Source organism: Kitasatospora sp. NPDC058406, from assembly GCF_042722765.1.
In the GTDB taxonomy this organism is placed as follows: Bacteria; Actinomycetota; Actinomycetes; order Streptomycetales; family Streptomycetaceae; genus Kitasatospora.
In genome coordinates, this window is sequence record NZ_JBHXKE010000200.1 from 1 (window position 1) to 18,863 (window position 18,863).

An 18,863-nucleotide genomic window follows, 5' to 3' on the forward strand; every position below is an offset into this window, starting at 1 on the left:
CCACCCCGCCCCCCCCCCCCCCGCGGCCCGCCACCGCCCCGGCCGGAAAGAATCCCGGCCGGCGCTTTCGCGCGGCACACGGGGCCCGCGGCGCCCGGTGCCTCAGACCCGGGAGGGCTGGGCCGTTCGGTGCGGCGGTTCGGCTTCGGTTCCCCCGGTCCCGCCGGCCTCCGCCTCGGCGGCGAGTTCGCGCTTCACCGCGTCGAGGGAGGGGTTGGCCCAGGCGCTGCGGACGCCCCAGGCGTAGAAGGTCAGGCCGATCGCGGCGACGACCAGGAGGTCCCAGCCCCCGGGGAGGTAGCCCTCGCCGCCGAACTCGGTGGAGCCGGCCCACGAGACGCCGGCCATCACGAACAGGTAGGCGATCATCCAGGCGCCGGCCTTGAGGTGCGGCTTCAGCTCGGAGAACGGCTTGCGCAGCTCGTACCAGGCCCAGATCGGCAGCCCGGCGGCCATCAGCAGGATGACCTTGCCGGTCAGCGGCCAGCGGGCCCAGTAGAGCACCAGCGAGCCGAAGACCATGGCGACCGGGGCGATCACGGGCATGGCGCGCAGCCGGACGGGGCGGGGCAGCTCGGGGGCCAGGCGGCGCAGCGCCATCACCGCGACCGGGCCGGTGACGTAGGAGATCACGGTGGCCACCGAGACGATCTCGGCGAGCGAGCCCCAGCCGCGGAAGACCGCGAGGAAGGCGAAGGCGACCACGAGGTTGAGCACCAGCGCCGGGCGGGGGATGCCGGTCCTGCGGTCCACCCGCCCGAACAGGGACGGCAGGTGGCCGTTCTCCTGGACGCCGTGGATCATCCGCGAGGTGGTGGCGGCGTAGATCATGCCGGTGCCGCTGGGGGAGACGAAGGCGTCCGCGTACAGCAGCAGTGCGAGCCAGTTGAGGCCCCAGGCGATGGCCAGGTCGGCCAGCGGCGAGGTGTAGCCGAGGTTGCTCCAGCCGTTCGTCAGGTCCGCCGACGGGATGGCGCCGAGGAAGGCGATCTGCAGGGCGACGTAGATGACCAGGGCGATCAGGATCGAGCCGATCACGGCCTTGGGCAGCGACTTGCCGGGGTTGCGGGCCTCGCCGGCGAGGTTGAGCGGGGACTGGAAGCCGTTGAACGCCCAGACGATGCCGGAGACGGCCACCGCCGTGAACACGGCGCTCCAGCCGTTCGGCGCGAAGCCGCCGTGGTCGGTGAAGTGCGCGGTGTCGAAGTGGGCGAGCAGGAGCGCACCGGCGGTGAGTGTCGGGACGACGACCTTGAAGACGGTGATCGCCGTGTTGGTCTTGGCGAACAGCGTGATGGCGAACCAGTTCAGGGCGAAGTAGCCGACCAGCAGGACGCTCGCGAGCGCCACACCGCTGAGGGAGAGTTCCTTCCCGTCGTACAGGTCCTTCGCCCAGCCGAAGTCCCAGGAGCTCATGTACTGCACCGAGGCGGTCGCCTCGCCGGGTATGACCGAGACGATGGCGATCCAGTTCGCCCAGGCGGCCAGGTAGCCGGCCAGCGAGCCGTGCGAGTACTGCCCGTACCGCACCATTCCGCCGGCCTTGGGGAACATCGACCCGAGCTCGCTGTAGGTGAGGGCGATGGTCAGCGCGACGGCGGCTCCGATCACCCACGCGACGATCGAGGCCGGCCCGGCCAGCCGGGCGGCCCGTTCGGCGCCGAACAGCCAGCCCGAGCCGATGATCGACCCCAGCCCGACGGCTGTGAGGCTGATGGTGCCGAGCGAGCGGCGGTAGTTCTGATGGGATGCCGTCGTCGACTCGCGCTCACTCAACGTATCGGTCCTCTGCCTCATCTGCTCATCGGGTATACGCACAAACGGACAGCAGCTTATGGGGCGAAATCGGACCAAACCTCAGATCGGCCTCAGATTTACCGCAAATCGTCCGATCGTTGCCGTCCCGTGTCCGGTCGTCGGACATTCGGCGGGGGTCGCACCGGGCTTCCGGCGGGGGTCCCGGCGGGACGGGCAGCCCGAAATCCGGGCCGGAAACGTGGGCCGGAAGTCCGGGTCGGAAGTCCGGGCCGTAAACGCACCCGGAAAAAAGAAATTCCCCCGGGGAACTCTTTCGAGTTCCCCGGGGGAATTCACGGTGTCCGAGGGGGGACTTGAACCCCCACGCCCGATAAAGGGCACTAGCACCTCAAGCTAGCGCGTCTGCCATTCCGCCACCCGGACAGGGTGTGTGCTTCGGGGACTTTCTCGGCGCCCCCTCGGCGACAGAGAGAACATTACCAGGCTCCCGGAGTGCTTCTCACCTGCGTTTCCCCGGTGGGGATGGGCGGGGTGACGGGGACGGGTCGCGGATGTGCGCGAAGCGGTGGTTCGAGGGCGGTAAACGGTCGGTTCAGGGGTGGCGAACGGTCGGAAGCGGTCTGGAGCGATCCGACACGGGCAAGTTGTCGACGGTGCCCCGGTCCCGGGGGCGGCTCTCCTAGCCTCTGTGGATCGAGGGCGCCATGAGCGGAACGCCTGATTCCCGGGGTCGCGGACGAAGGGCGGCTGGACGTGGAGCAGACCAGCGAGGAAGAGACAGGGGCCGGGCCGGAGGTGGAGACCGCGGCGGCCGATGCCGGGAGCGGGCCGGCCGGCGCGGCCGGGGCGGTCCGGGACACCGGCGCGGTGCTCGCCACCGCGATCCTGGAGGCCGGAGCGGTCCTCGCCGCCGTGGCGCAGGCGGGAGCGGCCACGGTGGCGCGGGCCGGGGCGGCGGCGAAGGCCCGGGCCCAGGACGGGCCCGCCGAGGGAGTGTGGCGGTTCACCGTGCCGGCCGAGCAGGCCTCGGTGCCGCGGACCCGGCACGCGGTGCGGGACCGGCTGCTGGCCCAGGGCATGGCGGAGATCCGCTACCAGGAGCTGGTGGACGACGTCCTGCTGATCGTCTCCGAGCTGGTCGGCAACGCGGTGACGCACGCCGCGGAACTGTCACCGGAGGTCACCACCGAACTGGCCGTCCAGGACGGCTGGGTGCGGGTCTCCGTCGAGGACGGCGACCCGTACCGGCCGAAGGCGCTGGAGACCGACACCGGCCGGACCGGCGGGCGCGGCCTGCTGCTGGTGAAGAGCATCACGCTGCAGGCCGGCGGGGTGTGCGACGTCGAGCAGGCGGGGGAGGGCGGCAAGGTGATCTGGGCCTCGCTGCCGCTCCCCCGGAGGGACCCGGAGCGCTGAGGCGGGCCGGGCGTCCGTCCTACCAGTCGTTCCCGGCGATCTCCCGGATCCCCGGCAGCGCGGCCTCGAAGACGGTCCGGAACCACACCGAGAACGGCCGGTCCGCCTCCAGCTCGCGCAGCTCCGCGGCGGTGACGAAGGCGTAGTCGTCCACCTCGTCGGGGTTCGGCCGGACCGGCTCGGTGACCAGGCCGACGAACAGGTGGTTCCACTCGCGCTCGATCAGCCCGGACGCCTCGTCCGGCAGGTCGTAGCGGACCGTGCCCGCCTCGCAGAGCAGCGCCGGGGCGACCCCCAGCTCCTCCGCGGTCCGCCGGGCGGCGGCCACGAACGGCGGCTCGTCGGGGTACGGGTGGCCGCAGCAGGTGTTCGACCAGACGCCGGGGGAGTGGTACTTGCCGAGGGCCCGGCGCTGGAGCAGCAGCCGGCCCTGGCGGTCGAAGAGGAACACCGAGAACGCGCGGTGCAGCCGTCCCGGCTGCTGGTGGGCCCAGAGCTTCTCGGCGGTGCCGATGGTCACGCCTTCGTCGTCGACCAGCTCCAGCAGGATCTCGGCGGGGGCACCGACGGCCTCCGCGCCGGTCGCCACGTCGGTCTCCACATCGAGACCGGTGTCGAGGCCGGTGTCGAGACCGGTCCCGATCTCCGTGGTGTCCGAGGCGAAGCGCGTCGGATCGGTCGGCAGACTCTGGGGCATGAGGCCTCTTTCGGAAGCTTCGGGAGCAATGGGAGCAACCACGGCACCGGTGGCGTCGCGGTCAAGTCTGCCGTACGGGTGGCACTCCCCAGGGGGTCCCACGCACAACCGGCCGGATCAGGACCGCCCCCGACCCGTTCCGGGCCGCCTGAGGGCATGGGAATAGCAGAGTCGTTCGGAACCTGTTCGACTCCCGTTCGATCAGGTGGCCCGGCCGTACGGGAACGCGCACCTGGGCGTCACCCCTTCTTCACCGCGCCCCGCGCGGCACCCGCGCACCGTGCCGCACAGCCCCCCGGCCGCGTTCGGGCTGGTCGTCGCGGTCGCCTACCATCACATAGGACACGGCGGCCGCACCTCGGCGGCCCCGGGCGCGCCACCCGAAGGGGCCGGCCCCGCCGTCCCGCGGACCGGTGACCGGCGCGGTAGCGCACAGCACGACGGATCAGGAGAACCGCATGATCGGCCTCGTTCTGGCAGCCGGCGCCGGCCGCCGGCTGCGCCCGTACACCGACACCCTGCCGAAGGCACTGGTGCCGGTCGACGGGGAGCGGACCGTCCTGGACCTCACCCTCGGGAACTTCGCCGAGATCGGCCTGCGCGACGCCGCGATCGTCGTCGGCTACCGCAAGGAGGCGGTCCTCGACCGCAAGGCGGCCCTGGAGCGGAAGTACGGCGTCAGGCTCACCCTGGTCGAGAACGACAAGGCCGAGGAGTGGAACAACGCCTACTCGCTCTGGTGCGCCCGCGACCTCTTCGCCGAGGGCCTGCTGCTCGCCAACGGCGACACCGTCCACCCGGTCTCGGTGCAGCGCACCATGCTGGAGGGCAACGAGCGGCTGACCGCCGAGGGCCGCGCCCCGGGCATCCTGCTCGCCCTCGACACGGTGAAGAAGCTCGCCGACGAGGAGATGAAGGTCGTCGTCGACCCGGCCACCGGCGTGCGCCGGATCACCAAGCTGATGGACCCGGCCGAGGCCACCGGTGAGTACATCGGCGTCACCGTCATCAACCCGGCCGCCGCCGCCGACCTCACCGACGCGCTGCGCGCCACCTACGAGCGCGACCCGCAGCTCTACTACGAGGACGGCTACCAGGAGATGGTCGACCGCGGCCTGCGGATCGACGTCCAGCCGATCGGCGAGGTGTCCTGGGTCGAGGTCGACAACCACGACGACCTGGCCAAGGCGCGGGAGATCGCGTGCCAGTACTGACCCGGCTGGTGCCGTCGCCGGTCTTCGTCGAGATCCGCCCGGGCGCGCTCGGCGCGCTCGGCGGCATCCTCGCCGACCAGCGCCTCTCCGCCTCGGGCCGGATCGCGGTGGCGATCAGCAACGGCTCGGGCACGGTGCTGCGCACCCGGCTGGAGCCGGCGCTGCCCGGCGCCGACTGGTACCACGTCGACGACGGCAGCATCGACAGTGCGGTGCGGCTGGCGGACGCGATGCGCGGCGGTCACTACGACACCATGGTGGCCCTGGGCGGCGGCAAGATCATCGACGCCGCCAAGTACGCCGCGGCCCGGGTCGGCCTGCCGCTGGTCTCGGTCCCCACCAACCTGGCCCACGACGGCATCTGCTCGCCCGTCTCCACCCTCGACAACGACGCCGGGCGGGGCTCCTACGGGGTGCCCAGCCCGATCGGCATCGTGATCGACCTGGACGTGATCCGGGACGCCCCGCCACGGTTCGTCGCGGCCGGCATCGGCGACGTCGTCTCCAACATCTCGGCCTGCGCCGACTGGGAGCTGTCGCACGTCGAGACCGGTGAGCCGGTCGACGGACTGGCCGTCGCGATGGCCCGCTCGGCCGGTGAGAACCTGCTGCGGCACCCAGGAAACCTCCAGGATCAGGACCTCCTCACCGCGCTGGCCGAGGCACTGGTACTGTCCGGCATCGCGATGAACATCGCCGGCAGTACCCGGCCCTCGTCGGGCGCCTGCCACGAGATCTCGCATGCCCTGGACGTGCTGTATCCCAAGCGGTCCGCCCAGCACGGCGAGCAGGTCGGCCTCGGCGCCGCCTTCGCCAGCTTCCTGCGGGGCGAGCGCGAGCTGACCGGTCTGATCGTGGAGCGCCTGGCGCACCACGGACTGCCGGTGACCGCCGCTCAGATCGGCTTCACCGAGGCGGAGTTCACCGAAGCGGTGCACTACGCTCCGAACACCCGCCCGGGCCGCTTCACCATCCTTGAGCACCTCGACCTCTCCCCTTCCGCAATCAGGGACGCGTACGCCGACTATGTCCAAGCCGTCAACAGCTGACCGCTCCGCCGCCGGGTCCACGCCGCCGCCGGTGGACCTGACCCGCCGCCCCTCGATCGAGGAGCTGCGCGCGGTGATCCACCCGGAGGGCATGCTCCAGCGCCGCAGCGCGGAGCACTGGGCCGGCCGGCTCTACATGCGGAGCATCTCGCTGCGGATCACCCGCGTGCTCTCCACCGTGACGGCGATCACGCCCAACGGGCTGACCTACCTGATGATGCTCACGGGCGTCCTCGCCGGTGCCGCGCTGGTCCTCCCGGGCCTCGCCGGCGCGGTGCTGGCGGCCGTGCTCATCCAGGTCTACCTGCTGCTGGACTGCGTGGACGGCGAGGTGGCCCGCTGGCGCCGGCAGACCTCGCTCACCGGCGTCTACCTGGACCGGGTCGGCCACTACATGTCCGAGGCCGCCCTGCTGACGGGCCTCGGCCTGCGCGGCACCGACCTGCTGCACCGGGAGGGCCCGGCCTCGCACTGGGAGTGGGCGTTCCTCGGCACGCTGGCGGCGCTCGGCGCGATCCTGATCAAGTCGGAGACCGACCTGGTCGACGTGGCCCGGGCCCGCAGCGGCCTGACGGCGGTCGAGGACAGCGCCGCGGTGCCGCGCTCGTCCGGTGTCGCCAAGGCCCGCCGGGCCGCCTCCCTCCTGAAGTTCCACCGGCTGGTGGGCGCGGTCGAGGCCTCGCTGTTCATCCTCGCCGCGGGTGTCGCGGACGCCGTCCACGGCGGGCTCTTCTTCACCCGGCTCGCGGTCGTCGTGCTGGCCTCGATCGCCATGCTGCAGACCGTGCTGCACCTGCTCAGCATCGTCCTGTCGAACAGGCTCCGGTGAGCGCCGTGAACGTGGACCGGGACACCCCGAACACCCGCGACGTCCAGGGCGCCCCGGAGGGCCCCGGCGCGAGCGCCGCGGACGCCTTCAGGCTCGGTGCGGTCATCATCACCATGGGCAACCGCCCGGCCGAACTGAACGCCCTGATCGAGTCGGTCCGCGCCCAGCAGGGCCCGGCCGTCGAGCTGGCCGTGGTCGCCAACGGCGCCCCGCTGCCCCCGCTCCCCGCGGGCGTGCGCTCCGTCGAGCTGCCGGAGAACCTCGGCATCCCGGGCGGCCGCAACGTCGGCATCGAGCTCTTCGGCCGCAACGGCCGGGACGTCGACGCGGTGCTGTTCCTGGACGACGACGGCCGGCTGCCCGGCACCGACTCGGCCCGCCTGCTGCGCGAGGCCTTCACCGGTGACCCGGAGCTCGGCATCGTGAGCTTCCGGATCGCCGACCCGGACACCGGCGTCACCCAGCGCCGGCACGTGCCCCGGCTGCGCGCCAGCGACCCGCTGCGCTCGTCCCGGGTGACCACCTTCCTGGGCGGTGCCAGCGCGGTGCGCTGCGCGGTCTTCGACAAGGCGGGCCAGCTGCCCGCCGAGTTCTTCTACGCCCACGAGGAGACCGACCTCGCCTGGCGTGCGGTGGACGCCGGCTGGGCCATCGACTACCGGGCCGACGTGGTGCTGCACCACCCCACCACCTCGCCCGCGCGGCACGCCTCCTACTTCCACAACGTGGCCCGGAACAGGGTTTGGCTCGCGAGACGGAACCTTCCGGGCCTGTTGGTGCCTCTCTATCTGGGAACCTGGTTCCTGCTGACCGTGGCCCGCCGCCCCTCCCCCGAGGCGCTGAAGGCCTGGCTCGGCGGGTTCCGGGCGGGCTGGCGCGAACCCTGCGGTACGCGGCGGCCCATGCGATGGCGTACCGTTTGGCGACTGACCAGGCTGGGCCGACCCCCGGTCATCTGATCTGTCCGATGACCGTACGGTAGACGGATCGGACGGTCGTACAGCCGTACGGCAGGCCGATCGCCGCGGCCGGTGTCACGCACCGGCCGGACTCCCCCCGAGATCCGAGTGGATCCCCCTCGGCGGAAGGCCGGCGGACCCCCCGCCGACCGGCTCGCCCCGACCCGATCCCGCGCGAAGGACGAATGTGTCGACAGTGAGTGAACCCGTCAGCCTCTCAGCCCCTAGGGGGGCGGACACGGGCCTGACCCCCAAGCAGCTGGCGGACAAGTACGGCCTGACGGTCAGCGGCAGACGGCCCGGCCTGTTCGCGTACTCCAAGCAGCTCTGGGCCCGGCGCCACTTCATCTGGGCCTTCGCCACCGCGCGTCTGGTGGCCCAGTACACCGACGCCAAGCTCGGGCAGGTCTGGCAGGTCGTGACGCCGCTGCTCAACTGCGCGGTGTTCTACCTGGTGTTCGGCGAGATCCTGGCCAACAAGGACGACAACCCGTACTACGTGCCGTGGCTCTGCATCGGCGTGTTCATCTTCCAGTTCACGCAGAACGCGGTGCAGTCCGGCACCCGGGCGATCGCGGACAACCTCGGGCTGATCCGGGCGCTGCACTTCCCGCGCGCCTCGATGCCCATCTCGTTCACCCTGATCCAGCTCCAGCAGCTGATGATCTCGATGGTCGTGCTGTTCGTCGTGGTGCTGGCGAGCGGCGTCTCGCCCGGCCGCACCTGGGTGCTGGTGATCCCCGCCCTGCTGCTGCAGTCGATGTTCAACACCGGTGTCGCCCTGATCTTCGCCCGGATCGGCGCCAGGACCAGCGACATCTCCCAGCTGATCCCGTTCGCGATGCGCGCCTGGCTGTTCCTGTCCGGCGTCATGTACAGCATCCAGGACAAGATCAAGGAATGGCCGCCGTTCTGGCAGACGGTGATGGAGATCAACCCCGCCTCCGTCTACATCGACCTGGTCCGCCACGCGCTGGCGCCGGTCATCTACAACAAGCACGAAGCGGTGTTCCTGGAGTTCCCGCCGCACCAGTGGAAGTACGGCATCGCCTGGGGTGTCGGCATGCTGGTCATCGGATACGTCTTCTTCTGGAAGGCCGAGGAGGAGTACGGCCGTGGCTGACACCGACCTGCGCAAGAGCGCGCCGGGCAAGGGCGCACTGGGCAAGAACGACCTGCCCAAGACCCGTCCGATCTTCGACGCCGACGTGGCCCGCGAGCCCACCGTCGTCGTCGACGACGTCCACATCGTCTACCGGGTGCACGGCGCCGGTTCCGGCAAGGGCAGCGCGACGTCCGCGCTGAGCCGGATCATCAGCCGCAAGCGCTCCGCCGGCGTGCGCGAGGTGCACGCCGTGCGCGGCATCAGCTTCACCGCGTACAAGGGCGAGGCGATCGGCCTGATCGGCTCCAACGGCTCCGGCAAGTCCACCATGCTGGCGGCCATCGCGGGCCTGCTGCCGACCGAGCACGGCGGCATCTACACCAACGGCCAGCCCTCGCTGCTCGGCGTGAACGCGGCCCTGATGAACGAGCTCACCGGTGAGCGCAACGTCGTCCTCGGCTGCCTGGCGATGGGCATGTCGCCGGCCGACGTGAAGAGCCGCTACCAGGAGATCGTCGACTTCTCGGGCATCAACGAGAAGGGCGACTTCATCTCGCTGCCGATGCGCACCTACTCCTCCGGCATGGGCGCCCGGCTCCGGTTCGCGATCGCCGCGGCCAAGACCCACGACGTGCTGCTGATCGACGAGGCGCTGGCCACCGGTGACCAGGCCTTCCAGGCGCGCAGCAAGAAGCGGATCAAGGAGCTGCGCGACGCCGCGGGCACGGTCTTCCTGGTCAGCCACGACAACGCCTCGATCCGCGAGACCTGCGAGCGGACCATCTGGATCGAGCACGGCGAGCTGGTCATGGACGGGCCGACCGAGCTGGTCGTCGGCTGCTACGAGCGCGGCGAGCGCCCGTAGCACCGCACACCCGACCGTGAGGGAGGGCCGGCCGCCGGAGGTGATCCGGGGGCCGGCCCTCCTGCCGTTCGTGCGCCCCGGATCCGCCCGTCGTGCCCCGGGTGGCCCGCCGCCGCCCGGGTGAGCGCCCCGTGCGCCGGGCGAGGCGCTCTTCTCCGGCGCGGCCGACGGTGTCAGGCTGTAGGCGCGGGGGTGGTGTGCCGGACGTGACTCCCGTGGTCGGACGCGTGTCCGACTCGGGCCGATCAGCGGAGCGGTGTAGAACGGGGGAGTGACAGCAGTGTCGGCTTCGGCCCAGCCCAGTAGTGAGTCCCGCCCCGGTGGCGCCCCGGCGGAGAGCCCCGTGGGGGCGACCCTGGACAAGGCGGGCGCGGAGAACTTCCCGGTCGCCCCGTTCTTCCTGCCCGCCGCGTGGCGCGACGACCTGATGGCCGTCTACGGATTCGCCCGGCTGGTGGACGACGCCGGCGACGGCGACCTCGCCGACCCGGCCGGCACCGCCGCACTGCTCGGGGTGGCCGGACCGCCCGCCGCCGTGACCCGTTCGGCGCAGCCCGGTCCGGCCGAGACCGCGTTCCGGCTGGCCCTCCTGGACGGGCTGGAACACGACCTCGACCGGGCGTTCGAGAGCGCCCTGCACCCCCGGACCGCCGAGGCCCCGCGGCACCCCCTGATGCGCTCCCTCGTCCCGCTGCTGGACCGGCACGGGCTGACCCCGGAGCCGTTCCGCCGGCTGATCGAGGCCAACCGGGTCGACCAGACCACCGCCCGGTACGCCCGCTACGAGGACCTGATCGAGTACTGCACGCTCTCCGCCGACCCGGTGGGCCGCATGGTGCTCGCCCTCGCCGACGTCGCCACCCCCGAACGGATCGCGCTCTCCGACGCCGTCTGCAGCGGCCTCCAGATCGTCGAGCACATCCAGGACGTCGCCGAGGACCTCGCCCGCGGGCGGATCTACCTGCCGGCCGAGGACCTCGCCCGGTTCGGCGTGACCGAGGCCGACCTCGCCGCGCCGACCGCCGGCGGCCCGGTCCGCGAGCTGATCGCCTTCGAGGCGGAGCGGGCCCGGACCCTGCTCGACCGGGGCGCGCCCCTGGTGGGTACGGTTCGGGGGAGGCTTCGACTGCTCCTGGCGGGATTCACCGCCGGCGGCTACGCGGCCCTGGCGGCCGTCGAGGCCGCCGGGTACGACGTACTCGCCCAGCAGGCGAAGCCTGACAAGCGCCGCCTCGCAGTGAAGGCGGCGGCCATCTTCGCGAAGGGAAGGTGAACGCCCGCGTGGCGGCATCACCACTGGCGTCGGCGCCGGTCATGGCGGCGTACCGGTACTGCGAGGCAGTGACCGGGCTGCAGGCCCGCAACTTCAGCTACGGGATCCGGCTCCTGCCGGAGCCGAAACGGCTGGCCATGTCGGCCCTCTACGCGCTGGCGCGCCGGGTGGACGACATCGGCGACGGCGACCTCCCGGCCGACCGCAAGGCCGAGGCCCTGCTGCGCACCCGCGAGCTGCTGGACGAGGTCCGGGCCGGCTCGGTGGCGGAGGACGACACCGACCCGATCAAGGTGGCCCTGGCGGACACCGCGCGGCGCTTCCCGATCCCGCTCGGCGGCTTCGACGAGCTGATCGACGGGGTCGAGATGGACCTCAAGGGCGCCGAGTACCAGACGTACGAGGAGCTCAAGGTCTACTGCCGGTGCGTGGCCGGGGCGATCGGCCGGCTCTCGCTCGGCGTCTACGGCTGCGACGACCCCGAGCGCGGGGCCCGCTACGCGGACACCCTCGGCCTGGCGCTCCAGCTCACCAACATCCTCCGCGACCTGCGCGAGGACGCCATGAACGGCCGGACCTACCTGCCCGCCGAGGACCTGGTCCGGTTCGGCTGCCAGGAGGGCTTCGCCCTGTCCAGGCCGCCGGTCGGTGCCGACTTCACCGGCCTGATCGCGTTCGAGGCCGCCCGGGCCCAGGCCGCCTTCGAGGAGGGCCTGCGACTGCTGCCGATGCTCGACCGCCGCAGCCGGGCGTGCACGGCCGCGATGGCGGGCATCTACCACCGGCTGCTCGGCCGGATCGCGGCGGACCCGGAGTCCGTCCTGCGCGGCCGGGTCTCGCTGCCGGGCTGGGAGAAGGCGTACGTCGCGCTTTCCGGGCTCGCCGGGGGGCGTTCTTGATTCTTGCCACAGTTCTGTCACGCTGTGTCAGCGGGGAATCACTTATGGGTAGAGCCGTGTTGACCGCTGTGTTGGGCACGACCGTACTGATCACGGGCGCACCGGCCACGAACGGGCCGCGCGTCGGACACGAGGGGGAGGGCCGATGACCGGGCGAGCCGATGCCGCGCGCCCGGCCGCCGTGGTGGTCGGCGGCGGTCTGGCCGGCATCACCGCGGCGCTGCGGCTGGCCGAGGCCGGCCACCGGGTGACCCTGGCCGAGGGCCGCCCCCGGCTCGGCGGCCTGGCCTTCTCCTTCCAGCGCGGCGAGCTGACCGTCGACAACGGCCAGCACGTCTACCTGCGCTGCTGCACCGCCTACCGGGGCCTGCTGGACCGGCTCGGCGCCGGCCGGCTGGTCCACCTCCAGGACCGGCTCGACGTCCCCGTGCTGGGCGTCTCCGGGCCCGCCGACGCCCCGGTCCGCACGCTCGGCCGGCTCGGCCGCGCCGCCCTGCCCGTCCCCTTGCACCTGGCCGGCAGCCTGGCCCGGTACCCGCACCTGGGCCCGCTCGACCGGGCCCGGGTGGTCCGCGGCGCGCTCGCGCTCCAGCGGCTGGACCTCGCCGACCCGGCGCTCGACGCCGTCTCCTTCGGTGACTGGCTGCGCGGCCAGGGGCAGAACGAGCGGACCCTGGCCGCCCTCTGGGACCTGGTCGGCGTCGCCACCCTGAACGCGCGGGCCGACCAGGTGTCGCTGGCCCTGGCCGCGATGGTGTTCAAGACCGGGCTGCTGTCCGACCCGGGCGCCTCCGACATCGGCACGGCCACCGTCCCGCTCGGCACGATCCACCACGACCGGGCGCTCGCCGAACTGGAGCGGGCCGGGGTGAAGGTCCTGCTGCGCGCCCGCGTGGCGGAGCTCAAGCCGGCCGCGCCGCAGCACGCAGTCCGGCTGGAGGGCGACGGCGAGCCGCTCGCCGCCGACACCGTGGTGCTGGCCGGCGCCCAGGACACGGCCGCCGCCCTGCTGCCGCCCGACGCGATCCCCGGACAGGCCCGGCTGGCGGAGTTCGGCACCGCGCCGATCCTCAACGTGCACGTGGTCTACGACCGCAAGGTGCTGCGCAAGCCGTTCTTCGCCGCACTCGGCTCGCCGGTCCAGTGGGTCTTCGACCGCACCGCGCACTCCGGTCTGGCCGGCACCGAACTCGGCCGGGCCCACCCCGGCGCCCAGTACCTGGCGCTCTCGCAGTCCGCCGTGCAGGACGAGATCGACCTGCCGGTCGCGGAGCTGCGCGACCGGTACCTCCCCGAGCTGGCCCGGCTGCTCCCCGCCGCGGGCGGGGCCGAGGTGCTGGACTTCTTCGTCACCCGGGAGCGCACCGCCACCTTCGACCCGGCTCCCGGGACCGCGGCGCTGCGCCCCGGTCCGCGCACCGGGGTCCCCGGCCTGCTGCTGGCCGGCGCGTGGACGGCCACCGGCTGGCCCGCGACCATGGAGGGCGCCGTGCGCAGCGGCCATGCCGCCGCCGACGCCGTGCTCGCCGCCGACGGCCACCGCCTTCCGGCGGACCGCGGCGACGGGAGGTGGCCCAGGTGACCCGGGGCCCGCTCGGCGGCGACCCCGGCGACCCCGCCAGACCCGGCGGTCACGCCCCAGGTTCCGGCGGCCCCACCGGTCCGACCGGCCGCATCGACATCGCCAGCGCCCGGCCGTCCCACGCGGCCCGGCACCACCAGGGAGAGGGAACGCACGTGGAGTCACGCACCGGCACTGCCGTCGGAGGCACGGCGCACGCCGAACCGGTCTCGGTGCCGGAGCTGCTCGCCCGCAGCCGCACGCTCTGTACCCCGCCGCTGCGGGCCGCCGTCGCCCGTCTGGCGGCGCCGATGGACACCGTCGCGGCGTACCACTTCGGCTGGATCGACCGGGACGGCACGCCGGCCGCGGGGGACGGCGGCAAGGCCGTCCGCCCCGCCCTGGCACTGCTCTCCGCCCGGGCCACGGGGGCTCCGGCGGAGACCGGTGTGCCGGGCGGTGTCGCTGTTGAACTGGTGCACAACTTCTCCCTGCTCCATGATGATCTGATGGACGGTGACGAGACCAGACGCCACCGGGCCACCGCCTGGACGGTCTTCGGTCCGGCCCAGGCGATCCTGGTCGGTGACGCTCTGGCCACGCTCGGTACGGAGGTGCTGCTCGACGCCGCGACCGCGGGCGGCGCGAGCCCCGTCGATGCCGCGCGCGCCGTCCGGCTGCTCACCACCGCGACCCGTCGGCTCATCGACGGGCAGGCGATGGACGTCGCCTTCGAGCAGCGGGACAGCGTCACCGTCGCCGAGTGCCTGGAGATGGAGGGCGGCAAGACCGCCGCCCTGCTCGCCGCCGCCTCGGCGATCGGCGCCGTCCTGGCCGGCGCCGACGACCGGGTCTCGGACGCCCTCCAGCGGTACGGCCACCACCTGGGCCTGGCCTTCCAGGCGGTGGACGACGTGCTCGGCATCTGGGGCGCCACCGAGGTGACCGGCAAGCCGCACTGGGGCGACCTGCGCCAGCGCAAGAAGTCCCTTCCGGTCGCCGCCGCGCTCGCCGAGGGCGGCGCCGCCTCGCGCGAACTGGCCGAGCAGCTCGCCGACCCCAAGGGGCGCGGCGAGGAGAGCGAGGCCGAGCTGGCCGCCCGTGCCGCGCTGATCGAGCAGGCCGGCGGGCGGGACTGGACCCGGGAGGAGGCCCGCCGCCAGCACACGACTGCCCTCGCCGCCCTGGACGAGGTGCCCATGCCCGACGGGGTGCGCGAGCACTTCGTCGCACTCGCCGAATTCGTGGTGGTACGAGAGAGGTGACGTTACGTTGACAGCAACCGCGGACGGCCGGCTCGACCCTGAGTACGATTCCGAGCCGGTCGCGGTGGGGGGCCTCCCCCCGGCGCTGCTGAGCGCCGGGCGGCGGCAGCCCGAGGGGTCCGCGCCGGCCCGCCAGGCCGGCCGGACCGAACAACAACAGGAACAGCCCGCCTCCGCCGAGGAGGCCCTGGCCCGCGCCACCACTCACCTGCTCTCCCTACAGAGCTCCGAGGGGTGGTGGAAAGGCGACCTGGAGACCAACGTCACCATGGACGCGGAGGACTTACTGCTCCGGCAGTTCCTCGGCATCCGGACGGAGGAGCAGACCAAGGCCACCGCCGAGTGGATCCGCTCCCAGCAACGGGAGGACGGCACCTGGTCCACCTTCCACGGCGGGCCCGCCGAGATCTCCACCACCGTCGAGGCCTACGTCGCCCTCAAACTGGCCGGCGACGACCCCAACGCACCGCACATGCTGGCCGCCGCCCGCTGGATCCGCTCCGCCGGAGGCATCGCCGGGGCCCGGGTCTTCACCCGGATCTGGCTGGCGCTCTTCGGCTGGTGGCCGTGGGAGCGGCTGCCCGAGATGCCGCCGGAGATCATCTTCCTGCCGAAGTGGCTCCCGCTGAACATCTACGCCTTCGGGTGCTGGGCACGGCAGACCATCGTCCCGCTGACCGTGGTCTCCGCGCACCGGCCGGTGCGGCCGGCCCCCTTCCCGCTCACCGAGCTGCACACCGACCCGGACGACCCGTACCCGGTCAGGCCGCTCGCCCGGGCCACCACCTGGGACGGCGTCTTCGAACGCCTGGACAAGGTGCTGCACGCCTACCACCGCCGGGCCCTGCGCCCGCTGCGCAAGCTCGCCGTCGCCCAGGCCTGCCGCTGGATCGTCGAGCGCCAGGAGGCCGACGGCTGCTGGGGCGGCATCCAGCCGCCGGCCGTCTACTCGCTGATCGCCCTGCACCTGGAGGGCTACGAACTGGACCACCCGGTGATGCGGGCCGGCCTCTCCTCCTTCGACCGGTTCACCGTCCACACCGAGGACGGCCGGCGCTGGCTGGAGGCCTGCCAGTCACCGGTCTGGGACACCTGCCTGGCGACCGTCGCGCTGGCCGACGCGGGTCTGCCGCCCGACCACCCCGCGCTGGTCTCCGCCGTCGACTGGATGATCGGCGAGGAGATCACCAGGCGCGGCGACTGGTCGGTCCAGCGGCCCTCGCTGGCCCCCGGCGGCTGGGCCTTCGAGTTCGAGAACGACACCTACCCGGACATCGACGACACCGCGGAGGTGGTGCTCGCGCTCTGCCGGGTCGCCCACCCCGACCCGGCCAAGGTCGGCGGCTCGATCGACCGGGGCGTCCGGTGGAACCTCGGCATGCAGTCCAAGAACGGCGCCTGGGGCGCGTTCGACGTCGACAACACCAGCACCCTGCCGAACAAGCTGCCGTTCTGCGACTTCGGCGAGGTGGTCGACCCGCCGTCCGCGGACGTCACCGCACACGTGGTGGAGATGCTCGCCGAGGTCGGCAAGGCCCGGGACCCGCGCACCCGGCGCGGCGTCGAGTGGCTGCTGCGCAACCAGGAGGCCGACGGCTCCTGGTTCGGCCGCTGGGGCACCAACTACATCTACGGGACCGGCTCGGTGCTGCCCGCGCTGGTCGCCGCCGGTGTGCCCGCCGAGCACCCGGCGATCCGCCGGGCCGTCCGCTGGCTGGAGGACCGGCAGAACACCGACGGCGGCTGGGGCGAGGACATGCGCTCCTACGAGGACCCGGCGCGCTGGGCCGGGCGCGGCGACTCCACCGCCTCGCAGACCGCCTGGGCGCTGATGGCGCTGCTCGCGGCCGGCGAGGGACCGGACGGCCACGCCAACCCGGCCGTCGAACGCGGGGTCGACTGGCTGGTCCGCACCCAGTTGCCCGAGGGGACCTGGGACGAACCGCAGTTCACCGGCACCGGCTTCCCGTGGGACTTCTCCATCAACTACCACCTGTACCGGCTGGTCTTCCCGGTCACCGCGCTGGGCCGCTACCTGCACGGCAGCCCCGCCACCGGCCGGTTCGCCCCCGGTGCCCCGACGATCGGGGCGTCCCGGTGAGGCCCGCCCCGCTGCTGGTCCTCTGCGCGCTCGGCCCCGAGGTGTGGGCCCTGCGCGGAGGGGACTGGCGAGGCTCGGCCGGCGGCCCGCCGGTCCTGGTCCGCACCGGTGTCGGCCGGCGCCGGGCCTCGCTCACGGTCCGGCGACTGCTCACCGCGGCGCCCGGCGGCTACGGCGCCGTCGTGGTGGCCGGCTTCGGAGCGGCCGTCGCACCCGGGGTCACGCCCGGGGACGTGATCGTCGCGGACGGGGTGCGCGACGCCGAGGGGAACCACTTCGCCGTCGACTCCGGCCCGACACTGACCCGCGCCCTCAGGGAGCGGGGCCTGACCGCCCACACCGGCGTGCACCACACCGCCGACCACGTGGTGCGCGGGCTCGAACGGCGCGCCCTGCACCTTCAGGGAGCACTCGCCGTCGACATGGAGGCGGCCGCGGTACTGGCCGCGCTCCGCGAGCTGCGCCCCGCCCTGCCCGCCGCCGTGCTGCGGGTCGTGGTCGACACCCCCGAGCGCGAGCTGCTGCGCCCGGGCACCCTGCCGGCCGGCGTCCGCGCCTGGCGGACCCTGCGGGCGACGGTGCCCGCGCTGGTCGACTGGCACCACCGGAACCGGCAGGACCGGGACCGACCGTCACCCGGCACCCTCAACCACCCCACATCCTCGACGCTCCCTCAGGAGGCGAGCTAGCCATGGCCATGCCGTTGCGCCAGACCGTGCGGGTCGGCACCTACCTGATGCAACAGAAGCTCAAGCGGCGCGACAAATTCCCGCTGATCGTCGAACTGGAACCGCTCTTCGCCTGCAACCTGGCCTGCGAGGGGTGCGGCAAGATCCAGCATCCGGCAGGTGTGCTGAAGCAGCGGATGCCGGTCGCCCAGGCGGTCGGCGCGGTGCTGGAGTCGGGGGCCCCGATGGTCTCGATCGCCGGCGGCGAGCCGCTGATGCACCCGCAGATCGACGAGATCGTCCGGCAGCTGGTCGAACGCCGGAAGTACGTCTTCCTCTGCACCAACGCGCTGCTGATGCGCAAGAAGCTCGACAAGTTCACGCCCTCGCCGTACTTCACCTTCACCGTGCACATCGACGGCCTGCGGGAACGGCACGACGCCTCGGTGGCCAAGGAGGGCACCTTCGACGAGGCGGTGGAGGCGATCAAGGAGGCCAAGCGGCGCGGCTTCCGCGTCACCACCAACAGCACCTTCTTCAACACCGACACCCCGCAGACCATCATCGACGTGCTCGACTACCTCAACGACGACCTCAAGGTCGACGAGATGATGATCTCCCCGGCCTTCGCCTACGAGAAGGCGCCCGACCAGGAGCACTTCCTCGGCGTCGAGCAGACCCGGGAGCTGTTCCGCAAGACCTTCGCCGGTGGGAACCGGCGGCGCTGGCGCCTCAACCACAGCCCGCTCTTCCTGGACTTCCTGGAGGGCAAGGTCGACTTCGAGTGCACCGCCTGGGGCATTCCGAACTACTCGCTGTTCGGCTGGCAACGGCCCTGCTACCTGATGGCCGACGGGTACGTGCCGACCTACCGCGAACTGATCGAGAAGACCGACTGGGACAAGTACGGCCGCGGCAAGGACGCCCGCTGCGCCAACTGCATGGCGCACTGCGGCTACGAGCCGACCGCCGTCCTCGCCACCATGGGCTCGCTCAAGGAGTCGCTGCGGGCGATGACCGAGACCGTCGGCTCCGGCCGGAGCCGCTGAGCGCACACCGTCGGCGGGCGGCGCGACCGCCGTACCGCCCCGCCCGGCCCGGGGCGCCGCCCCCGGGCCGGGGCCCCCCCCCCGGGCGGGGTGGTATAAACAAAAACCAGCCCCCGCGACGGTTGCTCATCGGGGTTGGCGGGGTGGGGGGGTGT

General features: G+C 72.8%; 16 protein-coding genes and 1 tRNA gene. 14 read left to right on the forward strand and 3 right to left on the reverse strand.

All coding sequences use genetic code 11. The annotated features are described in order from the left end of the window. Positions 1-102 precede the first annotated feature (102 nt). On the reverse strand, positions 103-1,797 hold the full coding sequence (locus ACFWOG_RS30520) for an APC family permease (protein ID WP_380362174.1): 1,695 nt from the start codon (positions 1,795-1,797) through the stop codon (positions 103-105). A 299-nt stretch (positions 1,798-2,096) separates the two neighbouring features. Next, positions 2,097-2,181: transfer RNA gene (locus ACFWOG_RS30525), tRNA-Leu, on the reverse strand. A gap of 513 nt (positions 2,182-2,694) precedes the next feature. Here ACFWOG_RS30525 and ACFWOG_RS30530 point away from each other — a divergent pair. Next, positions 2,695-3,174 (forward strand): ATP-binding protein, encoded by a 480-nt coding sequence (locus ACFWOG_RS30530; RefSeq protein WP_329880648.1) that lies wholly within the window; start codon positions 2,695-2,697, stop codon positions 3,172-3,174. A 19-nt stretch (positions 3,175-3,193) separates the two neighbouring features. Here the strand turns inward: ACFWOG_RS30530 and idi are convergent, their stop codons facing one another. Continuing rightward, entirely contained in the window at positions 3,194-3,871 is a 678-nt protein-coding gene (idi, locus tag ACFWOG_RS30535) for an isopentenyl-diphosphate Delta-isomerase (RefSeq protein WP_329880329.1), read from the reverse strand. A 458-nt stretch (positions 3,872-4,329) separates the two neighbouring features. On the opposite strand from idi, the gene ACFWOG_RS30540 reads away from it, so the two are divergent. The 13 genes from ACFWOG_RS30540 to hpnH all read left to right on the forward strand — a co-directional run bounded on the left by ACFWOG_RS30540 (position 4,330) and on the right by hpnH (position 18,708). Then, a complete protein-coding gene (locus ACFWOG_RS30540; protein ID WP_329880328.1) occupies positions 4,330-5,085 on the forward strand; it encodes a phosphocholine cytidylyltransferase family protein in 756 nt (251 codons plus the stop codon). After that, complete coding sequence (locus tag ACFWOG_RS30545; RefSeq protein ID WP_329948825.1) at positions 5,073-6,134, forward strand: iron-containing alcohol dehydrogenase family protein; 1,062 nt, start codon at positions 5,073-5,075, stop codon at positions 6,132-6,134. The genes ACFWOG_RS30540 and ACFWOG_RS30545 overlap by 13 nt, the downstream gene beginning before the upstream one ends. Positions 6,135-6,225: 91 nt before the next feature. After that, positions 6,226-6,963, forward strand: coding sequence for a CDP-alcohol phosphatidyltransferase family protein (locus ACFWOG_RS30550; protein ID WP_329880646.1), 738 nt, complete (start codon positions 6,226-6,228; stop codon positions 6,961-6,963). 113 nt (positions 6,964-7,076) lie between these two features. Continuing rightward, positions 7,077-7,922 (forward strand): glycosyltransferase, encoded by an 846-nt coding sequence (locus tag ACFWOG_RS30555; RefSeq protein WP_329880644.1) that lies wholly within the window; start codon positions 7,077-7,079, stop codon positions 7,920-7,922. 196 nt (positions 7,923-8,118) lie between these two features. Continuing rightward, positions 8,119-9,045 (forward strand): ABC transporter permease, encoded by a 927-nt coding sequence (locus tag ACFWOG_RS30560; protein WP_380362178.1) that lies wholly within the window; start codon positions 8,119-8,121, stop codon positions 9,043-9,045. Positions 9,046-9,115: 70 nt separating this feature from the next. Continuing rightward, entirely contained in the window at positions 9,116-9,892 is a 777-nt protein-coding gene (locus tag ACFWOG_RS30565; protein WP_329880642.1) for an ABC transporter ATP-binding protein, read from the forward strand. Positions 9,893-10,235: 343 nt separating this feature from the next. Then, on the forward strand, positions 10,236-11,165 hold the full coding sequence (hpnC, locus tag ACFWOG_RS30570; protein WP_329880323.1) for a squalene synthase HpnC: 930 nt from the start codon (positions 10,236-10,238) through the stop codon (positions 11,163-11,165). A gap of 41 nt (positions 11,166-11,206) precedes the next feature. Continuing rightward, entirely contained in the window at positions 11,207-12,064 is an 858-nt protein-coding gene (gene hpnD / locus ACFWOG_RS30575; protein ID WP_329948909.1) for a presqualene diphosphate synthase HpnD, read from the forward strand. Between the two features lie 145 nt (positions 12,065-12,209). Next, entirely contained in the window at positions 12,210-13,646 is a 1,437-nt protein-coding gene (hpnE, locus tag ACFWOG_RS30580; RefSeq protein ID WP_380362181.1) for a hydroxysqualene dehydroxylase HpnE, read from the forward strand. A gap of 155 nt (positions 13,647-13,801) precedes the next feature. Beyond that, entirely contained in the window at positions 13,802-14,890 is a 1,089-nt protein-coding gene (locus ACFWOG_RS30585) for a polyprenyl synthetase family protein (protein WP_380362183.1), read from the forward strand. Positions 14,891-14,897: 7 nt separating this feature from the next. Beyond that, a complete protein-coding gene (shc, locus tag ACFWOG_RS30590) occupies positions 14,898-16,991 on the forward strand; it encodes a squalene--hopene cyclase (RefSeq protein WP_329948823.1) in 2,094 nt (697 codons plus the stop codon). Beyond that, positions 16,988-17,680: a 1-hydroxy-2-methyl-2-butenyl 4-diphosphate reductase gene (locus ACFWOG_RS30595; RefSeq protein ID WP_380362186.1), complete on the forward strand. Its 693-nt coding sequence runs from the start codon at positions 16,988-16,990 to the stop codon at positions 17,678-17,680. The genes shc and ACFWOG_RS30595 overlap by 4 nt, the downstream gene beginning before the upstream one ends. A 2-nt stretch (positions 17,681-17,682) precedes the next feature. Next, positions 17,683-18,708, forward strand: a complete 1,026-nt coding sequence (gene hpnH / locus ACFWOG_RS30600) for an adenosyl-hopene transferase HpnH (protein WP_355400907.1) — start codon at positions 17,683-17,685, stop codon at positions 18,706-18,708. Positions 18,709-18,863 lie beyond the last annotated feature (155 nt).

Excerpts from the sequence above, each read along its gene's own strand:
- ACFWOG_RS30520 (WP_380362174.1), bottom strand. The coding sequence starts at position 1,797 with ATGAGGCAGAGGACCGATACGTTGAGTGAGCGCGAGTCGACGACGGCA.
- idi (WP_329880329.1), bottom strand. The coding sequence starts at position 3,871 with ATGCCCCAGAGTCTGCCGACCGATCCGACGCGCTTCGCCTCGGACACC.
- ACFWOG_RS30540 (WP_329880328.1), top strand. The coding sequence starts at position 4,330 with ATGATCGGCCTCGTTCTGGCAGCCGGCGCCGGCCGCCGGCTGCGCCCG.
- ACFWOG_RS30550 (WP_329880646.1), top strand. The coding sequence starts at position 6,226 with ATGCTCCAGCGCCGCAGCGCGGAGCACTGGGCCGGCCGGCTCTACATG.
- ACFWOG_RS30555 (WP_329880644.1), top strand. The coding sequence starts at position 7,077 with ATGGGCAACCGCCCGGCCGAACTGAACGCCCTGATCGAGTCGGTCCGC.
- hpnD (WP_329948909.1), top strand. The coding sequence starts at position 11,207 with ATGGCGGCGTACCGGTACTGCGAGGCAGTGACCGGGCTGCAGGCCCGC.
- hpnE (WP_380362181.1), top strand. The coding sequence starts at position 12,210 with ATGACCGGGCGAGCCGATGCCGCGCGCCCGGCCGCCGTGGTGGTCGGC.
- hpnH (WP_355400907.1), top strand. The coding sequence starts at position 17,683 with ATGGCCATGCCGTTGCGCCAGACCGTGCGGGTCGGCACCTACCTGATG.